Origin of the sequence: Phocaeicola sp. ICN-14070 (genome assembly GCF_037892625.1) — a bacterium.
GTDB classification, from domain to species: domain Bacteria; phylum Bacteroidota; class Bacteroidia; order Bacteroidales; family Bacteroidaceae; genus Phocaeicola; species Phocaeicola plebeius.
The window spans coordinates 1-16,159 of record NZ_JBBKBF010000023.1; the positions used below are offsets into that span (position 1 = coordinate 1).

The 16,159-nt window shown below is 42.0% G+C and carries 19 protein-coding genes; 10 read left to right on the top strand and 9 right to left on the bottom strand.

Annotated elements, in window-relative coordinates; all coding sequences use genetic code 11:
* Positions 1–357: 357 nt before the first annotated feature.
* Positions 358–687 carry a hypothetical protein gene (locus tag WKT20_RS08190; protein ID WP_340417192.1) on the bottom strand — a complete coding sequence of 110 codons (330 nt, stop codon included), beginning with the start codon at positions 685–687 and terminating at the stop codon, positions 358–360.
* 74 nt (positions 688–761) lie between these two features.
* Entirely contained in the window at positions 762–1,394 is a 633-nt protein-coding gene (locus WKT20_RS08195) for a hypothetical protein (RefSeq protein ID WP_340417193.1), read from the bottom strand.
* Positions 1,395–1,557: 163 nt separating this feature from the next.
* Here WKT20_RS08195 and WKT20_RS08200 point away from each other — a divergent pair, with 163 nt between their 5' ends.
* The 4 genes from WKT20_RS08200 (at position 1,558) to WKT20_RS08215 (ending at position 4,940) form a co-directional block, all read left to right on the top strand.
* Positions 1,558–2,490, top strand: a complete 933-nt coding sequence (locus tag WKT20_RS08200) for an IS1595 family transposase (RefSeq protein WP_118400542.1) — start codon at positions 1,558–1,560, stop codon at positions 2,488–2,490.
* A gap of 449 nt (positions 2,491–2,939) precedes the next feature.
* Complete coding sequence (locus tag WKT20_RS08205; protein ID WP_340417194.1) at positions 2,940–3,797, top strand: AbaSI family restriction endonuclease; 858 nt, start codon at positions 2,940–2,942, stop codon at positions 3,795–3,797.
* Between the two features lie 19 nt (positions 3,798–3,816).
* Entirely contained in the window at positions 3,817–4,641 is an 825-nt protein-coding gene (locus WKT20_RS08210; RefSeq protein WP_195531769.1) for a hypothetical protein, read from the top strand.
* Between the two features lie 134 nt (positions 4,642–4,775).
* Complete coding sequence (locus WKT20_RS08215; protein WP_195531770.1) at positions 4,776–4,940, top strand: hypothetical protein; 165 nt, start codon at positions 4,776–4,778, stop codon at positions 4,938–4,940.
* 62 nt (positions 4,941–5,002) lie between these two features.
* Here the strand turns inward: WKT20_RS08215 and WKT20_RS08220 are convergent, their stop codons facing one another.
* Both WKT20_RS08220 and WKT20_RS08225 read right to left on the bottom strand, forming a co-directional pair.
* Positions 5,003–5,743 carry a GIY-YIG nuclease family protein gene (locus WKT20_RS08220; RefSeq protein ID WP_340417195.1) on the bottom strand — a complete coding sequence of 247 codons (741 nt, stop codon included), beginning with the start codon at positions 5,741–5,743 and terminating at the stop codon, positions 5,003–5,005.
* A gap of 56 nt (positions 5,744–5,799) precedes the next feature.
* Positions 5,800–6,318 (bottom strand): very short patch repair endonuclease, encoded by a 519-nt coding sequence (locus WKT20_RS08225; RefSeq protein ID WP_118243470.1) that lies wholly within the window; start codon positions 6,316–6,318, stop codon positions 5,800–5,802.
* Between the two features lie 414 nt (positions 6,319–6,732).
* Between WKT20_RS08225 and WKT20_RS08230 the strand changes: the two genes are divergently transcribed.
* From WKT20_RS08230 to WKT20_RS08245, 4 genes are all read left to right on the top strand, one after another.
* On the top strand, positions 6,733–8,151 hold the full coding sequence (locus WKT20_RS08230) for a Sau3AI family type II restriction endonuclease (RefSeq protein WP_340417196.1): 1,419 nt from the start codon (positions 6,733–6,735) through the stop codon (positions 8,149–8,151).
* Positions 8,138–9,871, top strand: a complete 1,734-nt coding sequence (gene dcm / locus WKT20_RS08235; RefSeq protein WP_340417197.1) for a DNA (cytosine-5-)-methyltransferase — start codon at positions 8,138–8,140, stop codon at positions 9,869–9,871. The genes WKT20_RS08230 and dcm overlap by 14 nt, the downstream gene beginning before the upstream one ends.
* A 358-nt stretch (positions 9,872–10,229) precedes the next feature.
* The gene (locus WKT20_RS08240) at positions 10,230–10,565 is read left to right on the top strand and encodes a GNAT family N-acetyltransferase (protein WP_340417209.1); all 336 of its coding nucleotides are present in this window, start codon (positions 10,230–10,232) and stop codon (positions 10,563–10,565) included.
* Between the two features lie 75 nt (positions 10,566–10,640).
* Positions 10,641–11,645 carry a pyridoxamine kinase gene (locus WKT20_RS08245; RefSeq protein WP_007563955.1) on the top strand — a complete coding sequence of 335 codons (1,005 nt, stop codon included), beginning with the start codon at positions 10,641–10,643 and terminating at the stop codon, positions 11,643–11,645.
* Between the two features lie 13 nt (positions 11,646–11,658).
* Here the strand turns inward: WKT20_RS08245 and WKT20_RS08250 are convergent, their stop codons facing one another.
* Genes WKT20_RS08250 through WKT20_RS08260 form a run of 3 tightly spaced genes read right to left on the bottom strand, consistent with a single transcriptional unit; the run spans position 11,659 to position 13,598 of the window.
* On the bottom strand, positions 11,659–12,252 hold the full coding sequence (locus WKT20_RS08250; RefSeq protein ID WP_340417198.1) for an aminotransferase class IV family protein: 594 nt from the start codon (positions 12,250–12,252) through the stop codon (positions 11,659–11,661).
* Positions 12,236–13,240, bottom strand: a complete 1,005-nt coding sequence (locus WKT20_RS08255; protein ID WP_340417199.1) for an aminodeoxychorismate synthase component I — start codon at positions 13,238–13,240, stop codon at positions 12,236–12,238. Before WKT20_RS08255 ends, WKT20_RS08250 begins: the two co-directional genes overlap by 17 nt.
* Positions 13,233–13,598: a YbaN family protein gene (locus WKT20_RS08260; RefSeq protein ID WP_040313354.1), complete on the bottom strand. Its 366-nt coding sequence runs from the start codon at positions 13,596–13,598 to the stop codon at positions 13,233–13,235. The genes WKT20_RS08255 and WKT20_RS08260 overlap by 8 nt, the downstream gene beginning before the upstream one ends.
* A 76-nt stretch (positions 13,599–13,674) precedes the next feature.
* Here WKT20_RS08260 and WKT20_RS08265 point away from each other — a divergent pair, with 76 nt between their 5' ends.
* Positions 13,675–13,929 (top strand): hydroxyisourate hydrolase, encoded by a 255-nt coding sequence (locus tag WKT20_RS08265; RefSeq protein WP_223805049.1) that lies wholly within the window; start codon positions 13,675–13,677, stop codon positions 13,927–13,929.
* A gap of 19 nt (positions 13,930–13,948) precedes the next feature.
* On the opposite strand, the gene WKT20_RS08270 is transcribed toward WKT20_RS08265, so the two are convergent.
* A complete protein-coding gene (locus tag WKT20_RS08270; protein ID WP_007563936.1) occupies positions 13,949–14,308 on the bottom strand; it encodes a DUF2023 family protein in 360 nt (119 codons plus the stop codon).
* A gap of 42 nt (positions 14,309–14,350) precedes the next feature.
* Positions 14,351–14,857 (bottom strand): flavodoxin FldA, encoded by a 507-nt coding sequence (gene fldA / locus WKT20_RS08275; RefSeq protein ID WP_204506001.1) that lies wholly within the window; start codon positions 14,855–14,857, stop codon positions 14,351–14,353.
* 154 nt (positions 14,858–15,011) lie between these two features.
* Here fldA and WKT20_RS08280 point away from each other — a divergent pair, with 154 nt between their 5' ends.
* Positions 15,012–15,974 carry a YitT family protein gene (locus WKT20_RS08280; RefSeq protein WP_340417200.1) on the top strand — a complete coding sequence of 321 codons (963 nt, stop codon included), beginning with the start codon at positions 15,012–15,014 and terminating at the stop codon, positions 15,972–15,974.
* The last annotated feature ends 185 nt before the right edge of the window (positions 15,975–16,159 follow it).

Sequence of the window (16,159 nt, forward strand, 5' to 3'; positions counted from 1 at the left end):
TATAATTAAAGTTTTACCCAGTCATGTATAAGCATTGCTTTTAATTGCTGATTTATCCTGTAAAAAACACATTTGCTGGATACGTTTTAAATATGATTTATCTTTATATAAAAAATTCAATAGGCTGCTTGTTTTTATGCAAGCAACCTATTTTATTACAAAGAAATATGTTATCTTTGTAATCCTAACAAAGGAACAACCAAGAAACGAAGAATTTTCTTTTAGTATATCGTACAGCCCTGAGTGAACGGTCCCAAGCTTATTAACTTCGGCTCGATACATAGCAATTAGGTTCTTCGAATGTCCGAGATAGCTTCGGCATTTTGAGTTGTTCCATTTACTTTTTTGTTTAATTAATTATACTACATCTGGAGTTCTCCAGAACACAAGGTTCTTTCCTCCGTTTTCTAATTCAAACCTCACAAGAAATTCATTTACTACATCAGTTTCATAAATTGACACAAGTCCTGATGATAATTCTATGTCTTTAATAAATTTACAATTTCTCTCAAGAAACTGCATAACTTCACCCCATATCTCATTTGAATAATCAGCAGTATAAGAAATTTCATTCTTAACGAAATATTCACGAAGAATTTCTCGGAGTTCCGAATTTCCTACATTATCTGAAAAGCATGAGCCTATGGGGTGAAGTTCTATAGATTCTGTAAGTACATGGTGTTTCATATTCTATACGTTTATAGTATAAAATATGTATTTATAAAAAATTAAATGCATAACATAGTTACTCAATGATATTATTAATCAGCGTATATCTCCCAATAAAAATATTGTTCTGTTGAAAAATCTAATGAAAGTATATCATTTAACCAAAAATCTTGCCATCTTGTAGATTGATATTCATTATCAACAAAATTCGAAAAATCCCAACTTTTATTATAATCACCACTGTTTGGACTAAAAGTTAAGTTATTTCCAAATACCGGCCATATATTTTCTAATTTAATATTATAATCTGTATCAGAATATAATATTGAGTTCGTTATTGTTAAGTTATTTTTACATATTCCTTCAACACCAGTTAATTCAACAACTCTAAAGGGGGGTGCACCTAATCCTTCATAATCAATATAGCCATTTTCACTATTTACTGATTTATCCCTAATATAAAAACCATATCCTTCATCCCCAGGTATATATGAACCATCATTAAGAGTAAAAGTTATGTTAATAATTAATTTAGGATTAAATTTTATAATGTCATTGTATTTTACAAGTTGATTATCTTTATAAGATGTTAATTTTGAACTATCTGCACCCATAGCAACAGCTCTTGCTTTCGTGCAGCATTTATTTGTATCAACTGTTCCACTATAACCTAATTTTGATTTTGCTTCGCCTTCCGTAGCAATTCCATTCGTTCCTGTAGCCATAATATCTATTTTTAATTATTTGATAAATTATACAGAAGGACTATCCATCCAATTTCAGAAAAAACAAGAAAATTCATCAATGAATGATTTTTTAACATTTAAAATGCAATTTCCGTAACGTGGCGAGTATAATTCTCAAAACAAATAATAAATAGAGAATTATATGATAACATTCCACTCATTACTTCACATGATTGATACTCTGCATACCGAGGAGGATTGCAGAGTATATCTGGAGAATATGCGGTGGAATGGAAAGCCTATTTGTCCTCATTGCGGTTCAATATCTGAACATCATTATAAATTGACTAAGGATGGAAAATTTGAAGGTCTTTATAAATGTAAGGATTGCCGTTGCCGATTTACTGTGAGACAAGGAACTATGTTTGAAGGCTCCAACCTTCCATTGAAAAAATGGTTCTATGCAATTTATCTATTCTTGTCACATAAAAGAGGCATCAGTAGTTGTCAATTGGCACGTGATATTAATGTGACACAGAAAACTGCATGGTTCATGCTGCATCGTATTCGTTACAATGTAAAGGATGATGATGCAAACTTCAATGATATGACACAAGTTGATGAAACATATATTGGTGGAAAGACAAAACGTAACAGAGGTGGACAAGGTCGAAGTACTAAACAAAAAACACCTGTAATGGGACTACTTTCTGATGGCTTGGTTTATGCAAAAGTTATCAAAAATGCAAGTTCTAAAGTTTTGCTTGGTGTTATTGATGAACTTGTCAGAAAAGGTTCCACTGTTATTTCTGATAGTTGGAGTGGCTACAACAAAGTCAAAAATGAATACATACACGAGGTTGTAGAACACAGCTTAGGAATATACGTAAATAAAGATGGATTTCATACCAATTCTATTGAAGGGTTTTGGAGCCAACTTAAACGTGGTATCATAGGTATCTATTATTTGGTAAGTCCAAAGCATTTGCCCAAATATTGCAAAGAGTTCGTATTTAGATACAACACTCGCAAAGAGAGCGACAGCAACAGATTTAATGCGTTCTTACAACAAAGTACAGAACGTCTATACTATGGAGAACTTTTGGAAAAACCTGAATGGCAGCTAATAGGTTAATATAGAATTCCTAAAATATAAAGTCCAATCACATTTCTTTGTGGTTGGACTTTTTTATGTTTATAACATATTTAAAGAGGACATCATTCCTTATTGTTTATGGCAGTCTGTGATATGTCACACAAATCTTTTGTCTATCTCACTCTTTTTCATTACATTTGTACACAAACAAATTTAAAAGGAGGTCCAAAAAACAGACATAAGAAATAAAAGACATATTGCAAGCAACTTGTAGACAAGTTATTTGGCTTAGCTAAATCTGGTAAATTTCGTGAAGTTCCAAGTAATAAGTCGAAAGGTCGGTTTGTACCCTGAACAAGGGCGCAGACTGCTTTTCCTTATTTGAACTTCGAGGTTTTACCAGAACCCAGCTAAGAAAATGAGTGAAAAGTTTAGGCTGTGTCCTTTTCTTTTTTCAAACAAGAAGTACAAACTTAAAAGCTTTAAATATGGATTATAAATTGGAATATATGGAACGTCTGTTTGCTAAGATAAGCAAGAAAAAGACAGAGTCTTATGTCATAAGTAGAATATGGCATCAATTAAACGACGACCGTGTTAAATTTGTCGTTCAGCAATACATCAGAAGAACACATGACAAGTATGCACTTGCAGACTTGTATCTTCCTCAACTCAATATCTTAATTGAAATAAATGAGCCGTTTCACAAAAACAATGTTGAGGTTGATAAGATTCGTAATGAAGAAATAATCAATACTACTCATGCACAATTATTAGTTGTTGATTGTGATAATGATATTCAAGAAATTCACCGCCAAATTTCCATTATAGTTTGGGCTATAAAATTAACGATACAACAACTTGGTGAGAAATTTCAGGCATGGGATGACGTAAGTACTCTTTCAGTGGAATATCATCGAAACAAAGGTTATTTGAAAGTCGAGGATAATGAATGCTTGCGTACTACAGAGGATGTTGCAGCTATTTTTGGGACTGTTGCAAAACATCGAGGTTTCTTGCGTGCATCAGGTGCAGCTATACCAAACAAGAAAAATGAAATAGCTTGGTGGCCAAATACAGAACATCATCTTTGGCATAACGAACTTTCAGAGGATGGAATGTTCATTTATGAATATCCCAAAGTAAATGAAAAACGTGAGGCACATCTAAATCAATGGCTTTCTGCTCCCGAAGAAACAAGAATTACATTTTTACGATATAAGGATGATTTAGGATTTTGTTTCTATCGCTTTGTAGGTGTATTCAAACTCAATAAAGAAAAATCAACAAAAGAAAATAAATGTGTTTGGGAACGCATCTCAAATACTTATCAACTTAATGTTTAATATAAACCTTTTTAATAATATGGCTGAAAATATAGGAAAAAGAGCTCAGCAAGAAAGAGAAAAAAGACTCAGAGAAAGTGATGAAGCTGTAAGGGCAAAAGTAAATTCACTATCTTACATAGCGAATGAAATAGAAGAAAATTTTTCTATTATAAAACATTTAATTAAAGAGAATAAACGCAACAAGAAAGTACTTTCTCATCACGTAAGTATAGAAGAATACAAAAGTAAAATGCAACAAGGTATAACAAGACTCCAAAATTCAATCATGGAACTTTCTGCATTGGATGCCTCAAAATGTTCTATTGTTTCTCCACATTATCAACAACAAATAGCTAACTGGCAAAAGCAACTAAAAGAACTTGACCCTCAAATTAAGAATGTAATTTTGACAGGTGATGATGATTTGGACGAGTTTGACAAACTAGAAAATGAATCTTTTTTGGATAGAATTTTGGGAAATGATAATGAAAGTAAAAGCACATCAGAGCAAGCTAAAAAAGAAGCACGAATCATAAACAGCATTGTGTTTACTAATAATGCTGATGAACTTACGCAAACTTTACTCAATTTTGGTAACTTGATTGATACTGAAATCAGCTCTTTTGATTTTGCAGGAACGGAACATAAGTTTTCAGATGCTAGAACTAAATTTGATAATGGAGTTAGATTATTAAAATCTATAGACCCCAATAATAAGATGATTTCTTATTTTGAAAGTCAACAACAAAAATGGGAGAAGAAACGTAAGATGCATATAAAGTATAGAATTTATATCATTGCTGGCATTGTCTTTTTCATTCTTTTATTTACAATACTTTCAAAACTTGGTATTATAGAATAATTCAAATGAATGTTACTTATGGGATTTGGTAAATGGAGTATAATTGGAATTATCTTATACTTATGTAGAAATATTATTTATGTTCTATTTTGGGGATTGATAGCATTTATTTGTTATGCAATATTGAAATGGTTATGAAAATACGTGGATTAAGTTTTTCCCTTAAAAGGGCAATTGGTATAACTGCTGCCAAACAAAAGATTAGCAGAAAAACGGGAATACCCACAACAAAACAAGGGTTAGAAAGAAAAGTTGGTAAAATAGTACTTGATTCTATTTTCGGTTCTAAAAAGAAATAGTAATTAAAAGAGGATGGCATACATCCTCTTTTGTTTTATCTTAGAGAAGGCAAAAACTTTAATTATACAAAACCGTTGGTACAATAAAGTATATAGTTGCGCTTTTCTAAATTCTCAGAATGAACAATAAAGTTTATTTCCAAATTATCCTCTATCCAACGAATTATTCCAGCAGAATCCTGTGCGGAAAACTTATAATTTCTTTTATTCCTATTCCCCAACAAAGAGCCAGTTTCCGGCAAATAACCCAATATAGCACCTAATGAACGGAAAAAAGTGCCATGACCCTTTGCATGCAATTCATTTCCCCACAGCCTTCTCCTTAACGAGTTCGTAGAAATCCCAATATACAAAATCTTATGCTTCCTCTCTTTCAACACCTTACTAAAGGTAAGCGGAAGTTTATCAATATCCTTTATCTTAACAACATACACACCTGAAGAATCAGGTATATCTGAATCATTCAACTGTTTTACACTGAGGAAATTAGACGAATTCATTAACTGTTCTTCTGATATTTGAGATGTAGCAACTCCAACGGGCTTTTGTATAGATTTTTCATACTTTCCATCAGAATGTGGTATAAACCATCTTCCATTACTAAGTTGGTAAGCATGTGTAATATATCCAGCCCTTAGAATATCTCGTAAAGGTTTTCCAGGTCTGCTCAATGAATCTTTGAGAACTCCAGCTTTATCTAACAATTCTGCTGCTTCAACGGCTGTTAGTACATCTTTTTTATAATCGTATTCAAGGTATTTATCTATAATAGATATGATTAATTCTAACTTCTGAGTATTCATAAACATGTACCTTAATATAAATTCCTGATTATTGATTGATAAATCTATAAGTAACTTTATACAATTCTATCATTCGTATATTCCACCTCAGATTCAGCAGCCATCGGTATATCCTCATCTTCCGATGTCGTATAAGTCTTGATTTTACGGTCTTCCAGAAAAATATGGTTCAATGTAAAAGCCAATGATTCAAGGGTCTGCACACGGATTTTAGGTTTTAACTGACACTCCCAGATGGTTATACAATGCCACCCCATTGCAGCAAGCTGACGCTGTTCCTCCACATCCCGCTTCTTGTTTCGTTCCACTTTCTTCCGCCAGAAATCCACATTCGTTTTAGGAAGATGATAATATTTGCAATTATCATGTCCATGCCAGAAGCAGCCGTTAACAAAAATGACCGTACGATACTTACGAAGCACAATATCCGGATGTCCAGGTAGACGCGGATGGTTCAGCCGATAACGGAATCCCCGTCCAAACAAGAACTTACGTACCACTATCTCTGGTTTTGTGTTCTTGCCACGTATTGCCGACATACAACGGTGTCGTTGTTCCTTCGTCAGTCTGTCCATTTGCCGATTTTTATCTTCAAATTAAAACATCGTAACCATACTACTGAATTCAGGATAAAGATACAGAGATTTAGCATACAAAAGAGTGATTCCTTAAAAAATTATGCACACTAAACTAATCTAAGACAGATTCTGCCGTATAAGCGATACCATATTTATCTGACATAATCAAACAATATTGTCTGATCAAATTCAGGATTCTTCAGAAACAAACTTGAAAAATTCCTCTTTTATTTGCCTCCATTTTATTTATTTTGCACATCAATATTAAGACGGAAGGTATTAACTGAATTTTAATTGAAAATTAATTCAACCCTTAAACAGCTGATAAAGAAGCTGAAGCGAAAAGCGATTAAAACAATTCACTCTATACTTGGAAGTATTCGGAGTAATATATTAAATAAAAGACTAAGAATGGAGCAAACAAATAAAATAGCAAACCCTATAAATAACTTATCATACGACAAGACTTCCGCCATCAGTATATTTGAATACAGCAAAGGATTGCTAGGCAGAAGTTTGCGCGAATTCATCAAAGAGAACTATTCACCCAAGAAAGGGAAAGGCGGCATCGGCCAAATGGTAGAGAACCTTTATTTTCTTTTGGAAACCAACAACAATCCAGAAGCGGACTTCTCGTCTGCCGGTATGGAATTAAAATGTACTCCCCTCAAATTGGGTAAAAACGACACTTACCTCATCAAGGAACGTTTGGTATGCAATATGATAAATTACTGCGAGGTCGTAAAGGAAGATTTTGAACAATCACACTTTTATCTGAAGTGTCAGTTGATGTTGCTGCTCTTTTATTTATACAAGAAAAATTGTGACAACCTCGATCTGAAATTTATTTTCTCTGTTCTTTGGAAGCTTCCTGAGAAAGACTTGCTTATCATCAAGCATGACTACGAGACCATACTGGAAAAAATCAAATGTGGCAAAGCCCATTTACTGTCAGAAGGAGACACTATGTACCTCGGTGCATGCAGGAAAGGCCAAAAAGGCGACAGCCTGATGAAACAGCCTTTTTCAGAAGAAGGAGCACCCCGCAGGGCTTTCAGCTTGAAGATGTCTTATATGCGAACTATCCTGCAATATGTAACGGATAGTGGTAAAAAGGCGGTTTCCAATTTCAAGTTTACTGCCGGACAAATTGTTTCAGAAAGGGAACTTGACAAACATAATTTTGAAGAAATCATATTAAACCGGTTCAAACCTTACCTTGGCAAAAACTACCAAGTAATCGCTAAAGGAAAAAAGATAGACATTTCCAATAATCCCAAGAGCAAATTTGCGATGATAGCCAATGCTATCGCCGCAACTGGGAAATGTGCCAATGTCAACCGTTCTGAAGAGTTCATGAAGGCCGGATTGACAATGAAGACAATACGTGTCCAACATAATGGAAATATAAAAGAAGCGATGTCCTTTGAAAACATTGACTACATAGAAGTCGCAGAATGTGACAATTGGTATGAATCCCGGTTATATGAATTGTTTTCAAGCCGTTTCATGTTTGTAATATTTAAAGAACAGACAGCCAATAAAGGAGATTATATACTAGACAATGTATTCTTCTGGACAATGCCTCCAGAGGATTTGGAATGGGCAGAGACATATTGGATGCATATAAAAAAGAACATATTGGAAGACCATATCTCTGAGGAATATTGGTGGAAAGGACAGGACAAGAAAAAATTCCATGTACGTCCAAAAGCTCAAAAATCAACAGATCTAGCTCTAACTCCCAGCGGAAAATGGGCTAAAAAGTTCTGTTACTGGTTTAATAATGATTACGTAAAACAAATAGTAAACAACAATGGCTCAAAATAATCATATAATTCGTGTAGTAGAACTATTCGCAGGTGTAGGTGGATTCCGTATCGGTCTGGAAGGAGCGTCCGACGCTTACGAAACAATCTGGAACAACCAATGGGAACCTTCTACCAAACATCAAGATGCCTCTTTAGTATATCAGGCCCGATTTGGAAAGAAAGGGCATTCAAACCAAGACATTAATCTTGTAAAAACAGCTGATATTCCAGACCATGACCTGCTGGTCGGTGGATTTCCTTGTCAAGACTACTCTGTGGCTGCTTCACTCAGCCGCTCGGGAGGTATTGAAGGTAAAAAAGGAGTGCTATGGTGGCAAATCTATCGCATCTTGCAAGAAAAGGGCGATGCAAAACCCAATTATATATTTTTTGAGAACGTTGACCGCCTATTGAACTCTCCAGCCTCCCAGCGTGGGCGCGACTTTGCCATTATTCTAGCCTCCTTAGCCGACTTAGGCTATATTGTAGAATGGCGAGTCATAAATGCCGCTGACTACGGGATGCCACAAAGAAGAAGAAGAACCTACATTGTAGGCTATCTTGGAAATTCTCCAATAGCCAACCGCATCCAAAAAATGAAAGACTGGGTTCTGTACGACGGAGTAATGGCACAGGCTTTCCCTTTTGAACAAAAGTCGGGAATCTCAGATTTTGAAATAGAAGGTTCCATAAAAGAAGTTTCAGATAACTTCAACAAAGAAGGAAAGGCAAGCCCATTTGGAAATGCGGGCATGATGTCGCATCGTCAAGTTTTTTCTGTCGATGCCTCACCTATTTATAAAGGTACCAGCCAAAACTTAGGTGATATTCTTGTGAACGAAAGCTTTATTCCAGAGGATTTCTTCATTTCTGAAAAAGATTTGCCCAGATGGATTTATGAGAAGGGAGCCAAAAAAATAGACCGCGTTTCTAAAGAAGGGTTCAAATATACTTTCTCTGAGGGTGGAATGGCTTTTCCCGACCCGCTTAACAAACCCTCAAGAACAATGATTACAGGAGAAGGAGGAAATGCTCCTTCACGTTTTAAACATGTCGTATTAACCCCATCCGGCAGATACCGCCGACTGATTCCTATAGAGTTAGAACGGCTGAATATGTTCCCAGATAATCATACTTACCATCCGGAAGTTTCAGACGGACGCAGGGCCTTTCTCATGGGAAATGCATTGGTGTGCGGTATCGTAGAGCTGATTGGAAAAAGTTTATATCGGTTCATGTATGATGAAGCACCTGTATCTTCACGACCGATACATACCTTACGGGAAGCACGTCCGACATTGGATTTAAACTTGTTTGCTTTTGAGAAAGAGCAGTTGATATTCAATAAGCCCAAGAAAAATTATGTGCTAGACAAGAACAAACGTTTGTTGATAGGATTTGTCAAGGAAGACAATCAAGACTATTTCCTGAATGAAGAACCGACTAAAATATATTATACAGGAAAGACGAAATCATTCCCTTCCACGATTGCATTAAATAAGTTGTATTATTTCATGCCTTATATCAAAGGGAAAGGTGTCAAGGACTTGTATCTAATCCGTATTGCAAGAATTGGAACAAAAGCAGAAATCCATCCAGAAACCAACGACAAAGATCCAAGGTTAGTCTTCGAATTGGAGTTTTTAGAAAGTTTATCCGACTATCTTCCTATTCGTTTAAATATCAATCACACATATACAGATACATTCCTGAGCCGAATAATCGACAAGGAAAACTGATTTAAGCAAAAATTCAATCCTCATCCGCATATTGAGAAGCATGCTGATGAGGATTTTTAATACACTCAGAGAAATACATCTTATAAGAAAAATCCCTTCGAGAAAATCTTATTGTATTTTCCCGCATCTATCAAAATGTTACCCCACTCCCTCCCATCCTCCCTCAAACCTCTTTCTTTTCTCACTCCATAACCTTATACGCTCAAAATCTGCAAGCTGAAGCATTTAGCTAAATTCAGAAAGAAACTATTTCCCTACAAACGCACACACAAAGAAAGCATAAAGCATCATACTTTACGCTGTTATACAAGAAAATCGCACACATACAATCAAAAAGGCACCCAAACTAATTCATTCTATTGCCGTAGCCGTCGTAACGGATGAAGGGAAAGGAATTCGTGAACTGAAAAACCTAGCCGTAGCTCCACACTGGCAGCGGAAAGGATACGGACGTCAGATGGTGGAATACCTTTGCCAGCGTTACCAGAATGTGTGTCACACGCTGACGGTAGGCACAGGAGACAGCCGTATGACCATTTCATTTTATCAGAGCTGCGGGTTTGTCTACTCGCACACGGTGCCCGACTTCTTTACCCTTCACTATGACCATCCGATTGTAGAGGATGGAAAGGTACTGAAAGATATGTACTATTTCAGCCGCACTCTTGCCCAGACAAATGAAACTGACGGATGAATCAGAATAAACCCTGCAAAAGTTTGCTCGTTCCGCAAAAAGTCGCGTCCTTTGTAATTGTAAATTCACAAGACTATGGCTGACAATTACATTGAACGACAATATGAGGCATATCAGGCACGGAAGGCGGCCTGGGAGAAAGAACGGAAGTACAAAAAGAAAAAACCGGCGGCTCCGGCCGAGGCTCCCCATCGCTCGGGGGCTTTCCTGCAAAATCAGGTGAAGAAGGTGGTGGCTGTGCACGACCTGTCGGGCGTGGGTCACGTGTCACTGATGGCGGTCATTCCGGTGCTCTCGTCCATGGGCTTTCAGGTGTGTCCGCTGCCCACGGCGGTCCTGTCCGCACATACGCAGTACCCCACATACTCGTTCCTCGACCTGACCGACGAGATGAAGCGCATCATCGAGAACTGGGAGAAGATGAACGTGCACTTCGATACTTTCTACACGGGTTATCTGGGTTCGCCGCAACAGGCACAGATTGTGGAGGAGTTTATCCTGAAGTTCCGTGGGGAAAATGACATGGTGGTGGTGGACCCGGTGCTGGGCGACAACGGTCGTCTTTATAAGGGCATTACCGAGGAGATGGTGACGGAGATGAAGAAGCTGATTCACCTGGCGGATGTCATCACGCCCAACCTGACGGAGCTGTATTACCTGCTGGACATGCCGTATCAGGAGCACATCACGGATGCGGAACTGAAACAGGCACTGAAGACGCTTTCCGACCGGGGTCCGGCCATCGTCATTGCCACGAGCGTGCCGGTAAGCGGTGACCCGCGTTCTACATCGGTCTATGCCTACAACCGCTTTGGCGACCGCTACTGGAAGGTGACCTGCCCCTATCTGCCGGCACACTATCCGGGCACGGGCGACACGTTTACCAGTGTCATCACGGGGGCGCTGATGCAGGGCGACAGTCTGCCCATTGCACTCGACCGCGCCACGCAGTTTATTTTGCAGGGCATACGGGCCACGTTCGGCTATGAGTACAACAACCTGGAGGGTATCATGCTGGAGAAGGTGCTCCACAACCTCGACATGCCGATTCAAATCAGCAGTTACGAGCTGGTGGAATAAGCGGCCACGCGAATCAGTACATACGTATCTGACCGACGGGGAGTTCCACTTCGCCGAAGGGTATCAGGGCATTGAACAGACGGATATGCCGGTAGTTTCCGAGGGAGGCGACCGGGATGTCCGTTTCTTTTATCTGTCCGGTGTCGAGCAGGTGTCGGCGCTGGGTTCCGGCCAGCAGAGGCTGTGCGGGGGTATGCCACTCGCATCCGTTCCAGAGGGCGATGTTGGCGATGGAGGTATCGGTGAGGAGTCCGTGGCGCACGATGAGGACGTCGTCAGCTGTATCGCGCAGGGCAAAGGCTTCGTCGAGCACACGGCGGTCAGCCTGCTTGTAGCGGTAGTCGATGTTGTCCTGCACCACCAGTTGCAGACTGTGTACGGGGCGGACGTGGTAAGGAAAGTATTCCACGCGAATCACGTCGCGGGCATAGGTCAGGCGACAGCGGGTGCGTGCGGTGTGGGCTTCCGGACGGAGGTAGTCACACACGTGGAGGTCGGGCACGGGACCGAAGAAAGCACGGCGCGTGTCGTTCATGCGGCGGTCGTGCAGCGGGGCATGCCACACCTTGCCGTCTTCGATGCGGAGGGTTTCAATAAAGAGGCACATAGACTTTCTGTTTCATTTCTTCGTATTCATTTCGGGCTTCGCTGCGGAAGGTGATGCCTCCCCCACTCTTGAACACCTTCGTGCCGTCGGGCTGCTGTTCCAGAAAACGGATAAGCACGGCACTGTCCAGGTTGCGGCCGTCAAAGTAGCCGGTCACGCCGGTATAGAAACCACGGTCGTACGTCTCGGCCTCACGGATAATCTGCACGGTACGGGGCTTGGGAGCTCCGGTGATGGAGCCTGCCGGCAGGAGACTGAAAAACAGGTCGCCCAGTTGTGAAGGATAGCCTTCAGACAGACGGCCACGGATTTCGGAACTCATCTGGAGCAGCGGACCACGGTGGGTGTGCAGCTCATCGAGGTAGCGGTAGCGGGTCACGGTGACTTCGGTGGCGAAACGACTCAGGTCGTTACGGATGAGGTCGGTGATGGTGGCATGTTCGGCCGCTTCTTTCGGGTCGGCCAGCAAGCGTTCGCGGGCATCGGGCAGCGTGGCATCCATCGTACCTTTCATGGGGTGGGAATAGATAAAACCATCGGTTATCCGGACAAAGATTTCGGGCGAGAACACCACAAAGCGGTCGTTTACCCACAGTCTGTAGGGAGCACGGGCATGGTCGAACACCTGCCGCAGAGTAAGGTCGGTATCGACGGGGGTGGCACAGGTGTAGTTCACCAGGAAGGAATTGCCGCCATGCAAGTGACAATGTACGATGTCGAATCCGCGACGGTACTCCTCAAAGCTCATCGGATGAGGCTCCCAGCAGAAAGAAACGGGGCGCGGAGTAGCGGACATTCCTTGCGGCACGTTCGTGGCTCCCGGAAAGGCAAACAGCAGTTCCGCAGAAGGCAGACGGTGGGGTTCTTCCACCAGGCATTTCTCGGCGGTATAATCTATCAGGAAAAAGAACGGACGGCCTTCGCAGCCAAAGCGGTTCATGCGGGTGATGGCTTCCTCACGGCCACAAAAAGAGAGGGTATCAGTCATTTCGTTTGGTTTTGAGGGAACAGAGATAAAGGGTTACTCCCACGGCTACGGCAAGCATCATCGCTTTCAGCCAGAGGGCATCGAACATCAGGAAGATGCAATGCAGGGAGGTGAGCCACAACAGGCTCAGAGCGAGGATCTTGGCACGCAGAGGGATGGCGCGCGACTCACGAAAATCGCGGATATAAGGTCCCAGCAGCTTGTGGTTCAGCAACCACTGGTAGGCTCTCGGCGAACTGCGGAAAAAGAGGGCGGCCGAAAGCAGCAGAAAGGGCGTGGTGGGCAATACGGGCAGGAAAATACCGGCCACACCCAGTGCCAGCGACAGGAATCCGATGGGGAGGTAAATGTATTTCATGGCGCAAAAATACAAGGTAAACGGCACACCGCAGGCAGGAGTTTAGTTAATAACCTCAAAATCGGAAGGGCTGCACGTGGATAAGCTTGCAGAAAAAGAAAGTTTTCATCATATTTGTAATTGCTACAAGAAAGATTTTCTGGAAGAAAGCACGACCGACCACAAGGGCATCTACCGCCTGACGTATCACGTGGCACCCTACTTCGAACGGTTGCAGCAGGATTCGTTCTACCCGTTCATCGAAGTGGTGTTCGAAATCAAGGACGGCAAGCACTACCATGTGCCAATCACGCTTTCGCCTTACGGATATTCTACGTATAGAGGAAACTGAAAAAAGAATGGGAGCCTTTTCAAGCTCCCATTTTTCGTGCCTTGCGGGTGCAATATCGCTTGCACTGGGCACAGATGTCATAACCCAGCATGGCTCCCAATATGAAATCTTCTTCCGGAGTGAGCAGGTTCAGGGGACGTGTCACCATCATGCGGATGGCTTCAATACATTCCGCCTTGCCGAAGAAAAGATTGATGCGCTCGTCGTCCACCGGCTGAATCACAAACTTGATGCGCTGGCTTCGCAGACGTTTCACGGCAAAGTCTTCATATCGCTTGTTCGTGGTGTACAACACCATCTGACGCACGCCTTTCTTCAGCTCATAGATGTGGTTGAGAAAGACTTTCAGTTCTACGGGATTGATATCGGGAGTCATCATGGGCTACGGATTTAGAAGATAGAGAAATGAGGTCGGAAGGAATCAAGCCAAATCGGCTTTGAGCATCTCTGTCCAGGCCGACACGCGGGCATCGGTCCGGTCGCTTTCGTTCACGTCGTCGAGGGCCAGTCCCACAAATTTTCCGTCGGCAACGGCCACGGAAGAAGCGTAGGTGTAATCGCTGTCGGGCACAGCTCCCACGAAGGTGCATCCGCTGTCTTTCAGGTCTTCAAAGAGGATACCCATACCGTCGCAGAAGGTATCGGAATAGGATTCGGAATCACCGCAGCCGAAGAGGGCGATGGTCTTGCCGGAGAGGTTGGCGTTTTTCAGCACCTTGATGCCGTCGTACCAGTCGTCCTGCAACTCTCCGTCACCCCAAGTAGAGGTACCCAGAATCAGGGCTTCGTAGCTCTCTGCCAGGGCAGCATCCAGCTTGCTCACATCGTGTACGTCTTCAGGGGATACTCCCAGCTTTTCCGCTATCAGGCGGGCCACAGACTCGGTGGTGCCTGTGGTAGAACCATAAAAAATACCAGTTTTCTTCATTTTCTACATGTTTGATTTGACATCGCAAAGAAACGGCATCCGGTGCGGATTTGAAATACCTAAAAATTGGGATTTTGCGGGATTTTTCCGACCGCTTTCTAATGGGTGAAAGAAAGAATTCTGTATATTTGTCGCATAAAAATAAGAAACAAGTATGAAACAGACTCTCTATGCGTGGGCCAGCATCGTGATGGGATGTACCATCCTGGCGGCCGGATTCGTATTCTTTATCAACCCTTATAACATTGTGCCCGGAGGAGTGTACGGGGCCAGCATCGTGCTCCACAACCTGTTCCCGTCCATTCAGGTGGGTACGTTCGGCTATATGTTCGACATTCCGCTGCTCATCCTGTCGGTGCTGCTGTTGGGAGCAAAGTTAGGGATACGCACCATTGTGGCGGCCCTGCTCACTCCGTTGCTGATGAACACCATGTCGCGGCTGGTCTACCCTACCCGCGAAGCACTGGAGAGTCTAGACCCGGCACAACTGCTGGGAGGCAGTATGAACATGACGGACCACCTGATGCTGACGTGCATCATCGGGGCAGTGGTCATCGGTGTGGGTACGGGCATCGTGATACGCAGTCAGGCTACCACGGGCGGAAGTGACATCGTGGGGATGCTGCTACAGAAGTATGCGCACATCCGTTTCTCACGGGCCATTCTGCTGGTAGACGGGGCCGTAGTGTGCTTCGGTCTGGTGGTTATCGGTTTCGGACTGGGTACGGCAAGCGACTCTACACAGCCTTCGTGGCACCTGTCGTTTTATTCGCTCATTTCCATCTTCATCATCTCGCGGGTCATTGCCTACATGATTAACGGGGCGAAGAACGACAAGCTGATTTTTGTCATCAGCGACCATGAGTTGCAGCCGCTTCACCAGTATATTCTGAAAGATTTAGACCGCACGGCTACCTGCATCAAGAGTTCGGGACTCTACACGGGCAAAGACAAGGAGATGATTTTTCTCGTGGTGAGTTACCAGGAGGTGCAGGGTGTGAAACTGAAAATCAAGGAGGCCGACCCGCGGGCGTTTGTGGTGGTGACGGATGCGTACGACACCTTTGGCGAAGGGTGGAAACAGCTTCCTTCTCCACACGAGATTTATCCGGAATAACTCATTTTCCGACTTTTAAGACAGAAAATCCGACATTCCGAAAAACGCACGATTGCCATTTGTGCCGTACCTTTGCATAAACAAAAAAACTTGCTTATGCACATTCTTTTTACGCATTTCCGTCGTTTCCGCTCCGGCTTCGCACAGGTGTGTTTCTACCTGGGAATTTTGCTGCTGGGCGGATG

Excerpts from the sequence above, each read along its gene's own strand:
- WKT20_RS08190 (WP_340417192.1), bottom strand. The coding sequence starts at position 687 with ATGAAACACCATGTACTTACAGAATCTATAGAACTTCACCCCATAGGC.
- WKT20_RS08195 (WP_340417193.1), bottom strand. The coding sequence starts at position 1,394 with ATGGCTACAGGAACGAATGGAATTGCTACGGAAGGCGAAGCAAAATCA.
- WKT20_RS08200 (WP_118400542.1), top strand. The coding sequence starts at position 1,558 with ATGATAACATTCCACTCATTACTTCACATGATTGATACTCTGCATACC.
- WKT20_RS08205 (WP_340417194.1), top strand. The coding sequence starts at position 2,940 with ATGGATTATAAATTGGAATATATGGAACGTCTGTTTGCTAAGATAAGC.
- WKT20_RS08210 (WP_195531769.1), top strand. The coding sequence starts at position 3,817 with ATGGCTGAAAATATAGGAAAAAGAGCTCAGCAAGAAAGAGAAAAAAGA.
- WKT20_RS08215 (WP_195531770.1), top strand. The coding sequence starts at position 4,776 with ATGAAAATACGTGGATTAAGTTTTTCCCTTAAAAGGGCAATTGGTATA.
- WKT20_RS08220 (WP_340417195.1), bottom strand. The coding sequence starts at position 5,743 with ATGAATACTCAGAAGTTAGAATTAATCATATCTATTATAGATAAATAC.
- WKT20_RS08225 (WP_118243470.1), bottom strand. The coding sequence starts at position 6,318 with ATGGACAGACTGACGAAGGAACAACGACACCGTTGTATGTCGGCAATA.
- WKT20_RS08230 (WP_340417196.1), top strand. The coding sequence starts at position 6,733 with ATGGAGCAAACAAATAAAATAGCAAACCCTATAAATAACTTATCATAC.
- dcm (WP_340417197.1), top strand. The coding sequence starts at position 8,138 with ATGGCTCAAAATAATCATATAATTCGTGTAGTAGAACTATTCGCAGGT.
- WKT20_RS08245 (WP_007563955.1), top strand. The coding sequence starts at position 10,641 with ATGGCTGACAATTACATTGAACGACAATATGAGGCATATCAGGCACGG.
- WKT20_RS08250 (WP_340417198.1), bottom strand. The coding sequence starts at position 12,252 with ATGTGCCTCTTTATTGAAACCCTCCGCATCGAAGACGGCAAGGTGTGG.
- WKT20_RS08255 (WP_340417199.1), bottom strand. The coding sequence starts at position 13,240 with ATGACTGATACCCTCTCTTTTTGTGGCCGTGAGGAAGCCATCACCCGC.
- WKT20_RS08260 (WP_040313354.1), bottom strand. The coding sequence starts at position 13,598 with ATGAAATACATTTACCTCCCCATCGGATTCCTGTCGCTGGCACTGGGT.
- WKT20_RS08270 (WP_007563936.1), bottom strand. The coding sequence starts at position 14,308 with ATGATGACTCCCGATATCAATCCCGTAGAACTGAAAGTCTTTCTCAAC.
- fldA (WP_204506001.1), bottom strand. The coding sequence starts at position 14,857 with ATGAAGAAAACTGGTATTTTTTATGGTTCTACCACAGGCACCACCGAG.
- WKT20_RS08280 (WP_340417200.1), top strand. The coding sequence starts at position 15,012 with ATGAAACAGACTCTCTATGCGTGGGCCAGCATCGTGATGGGATGTACC.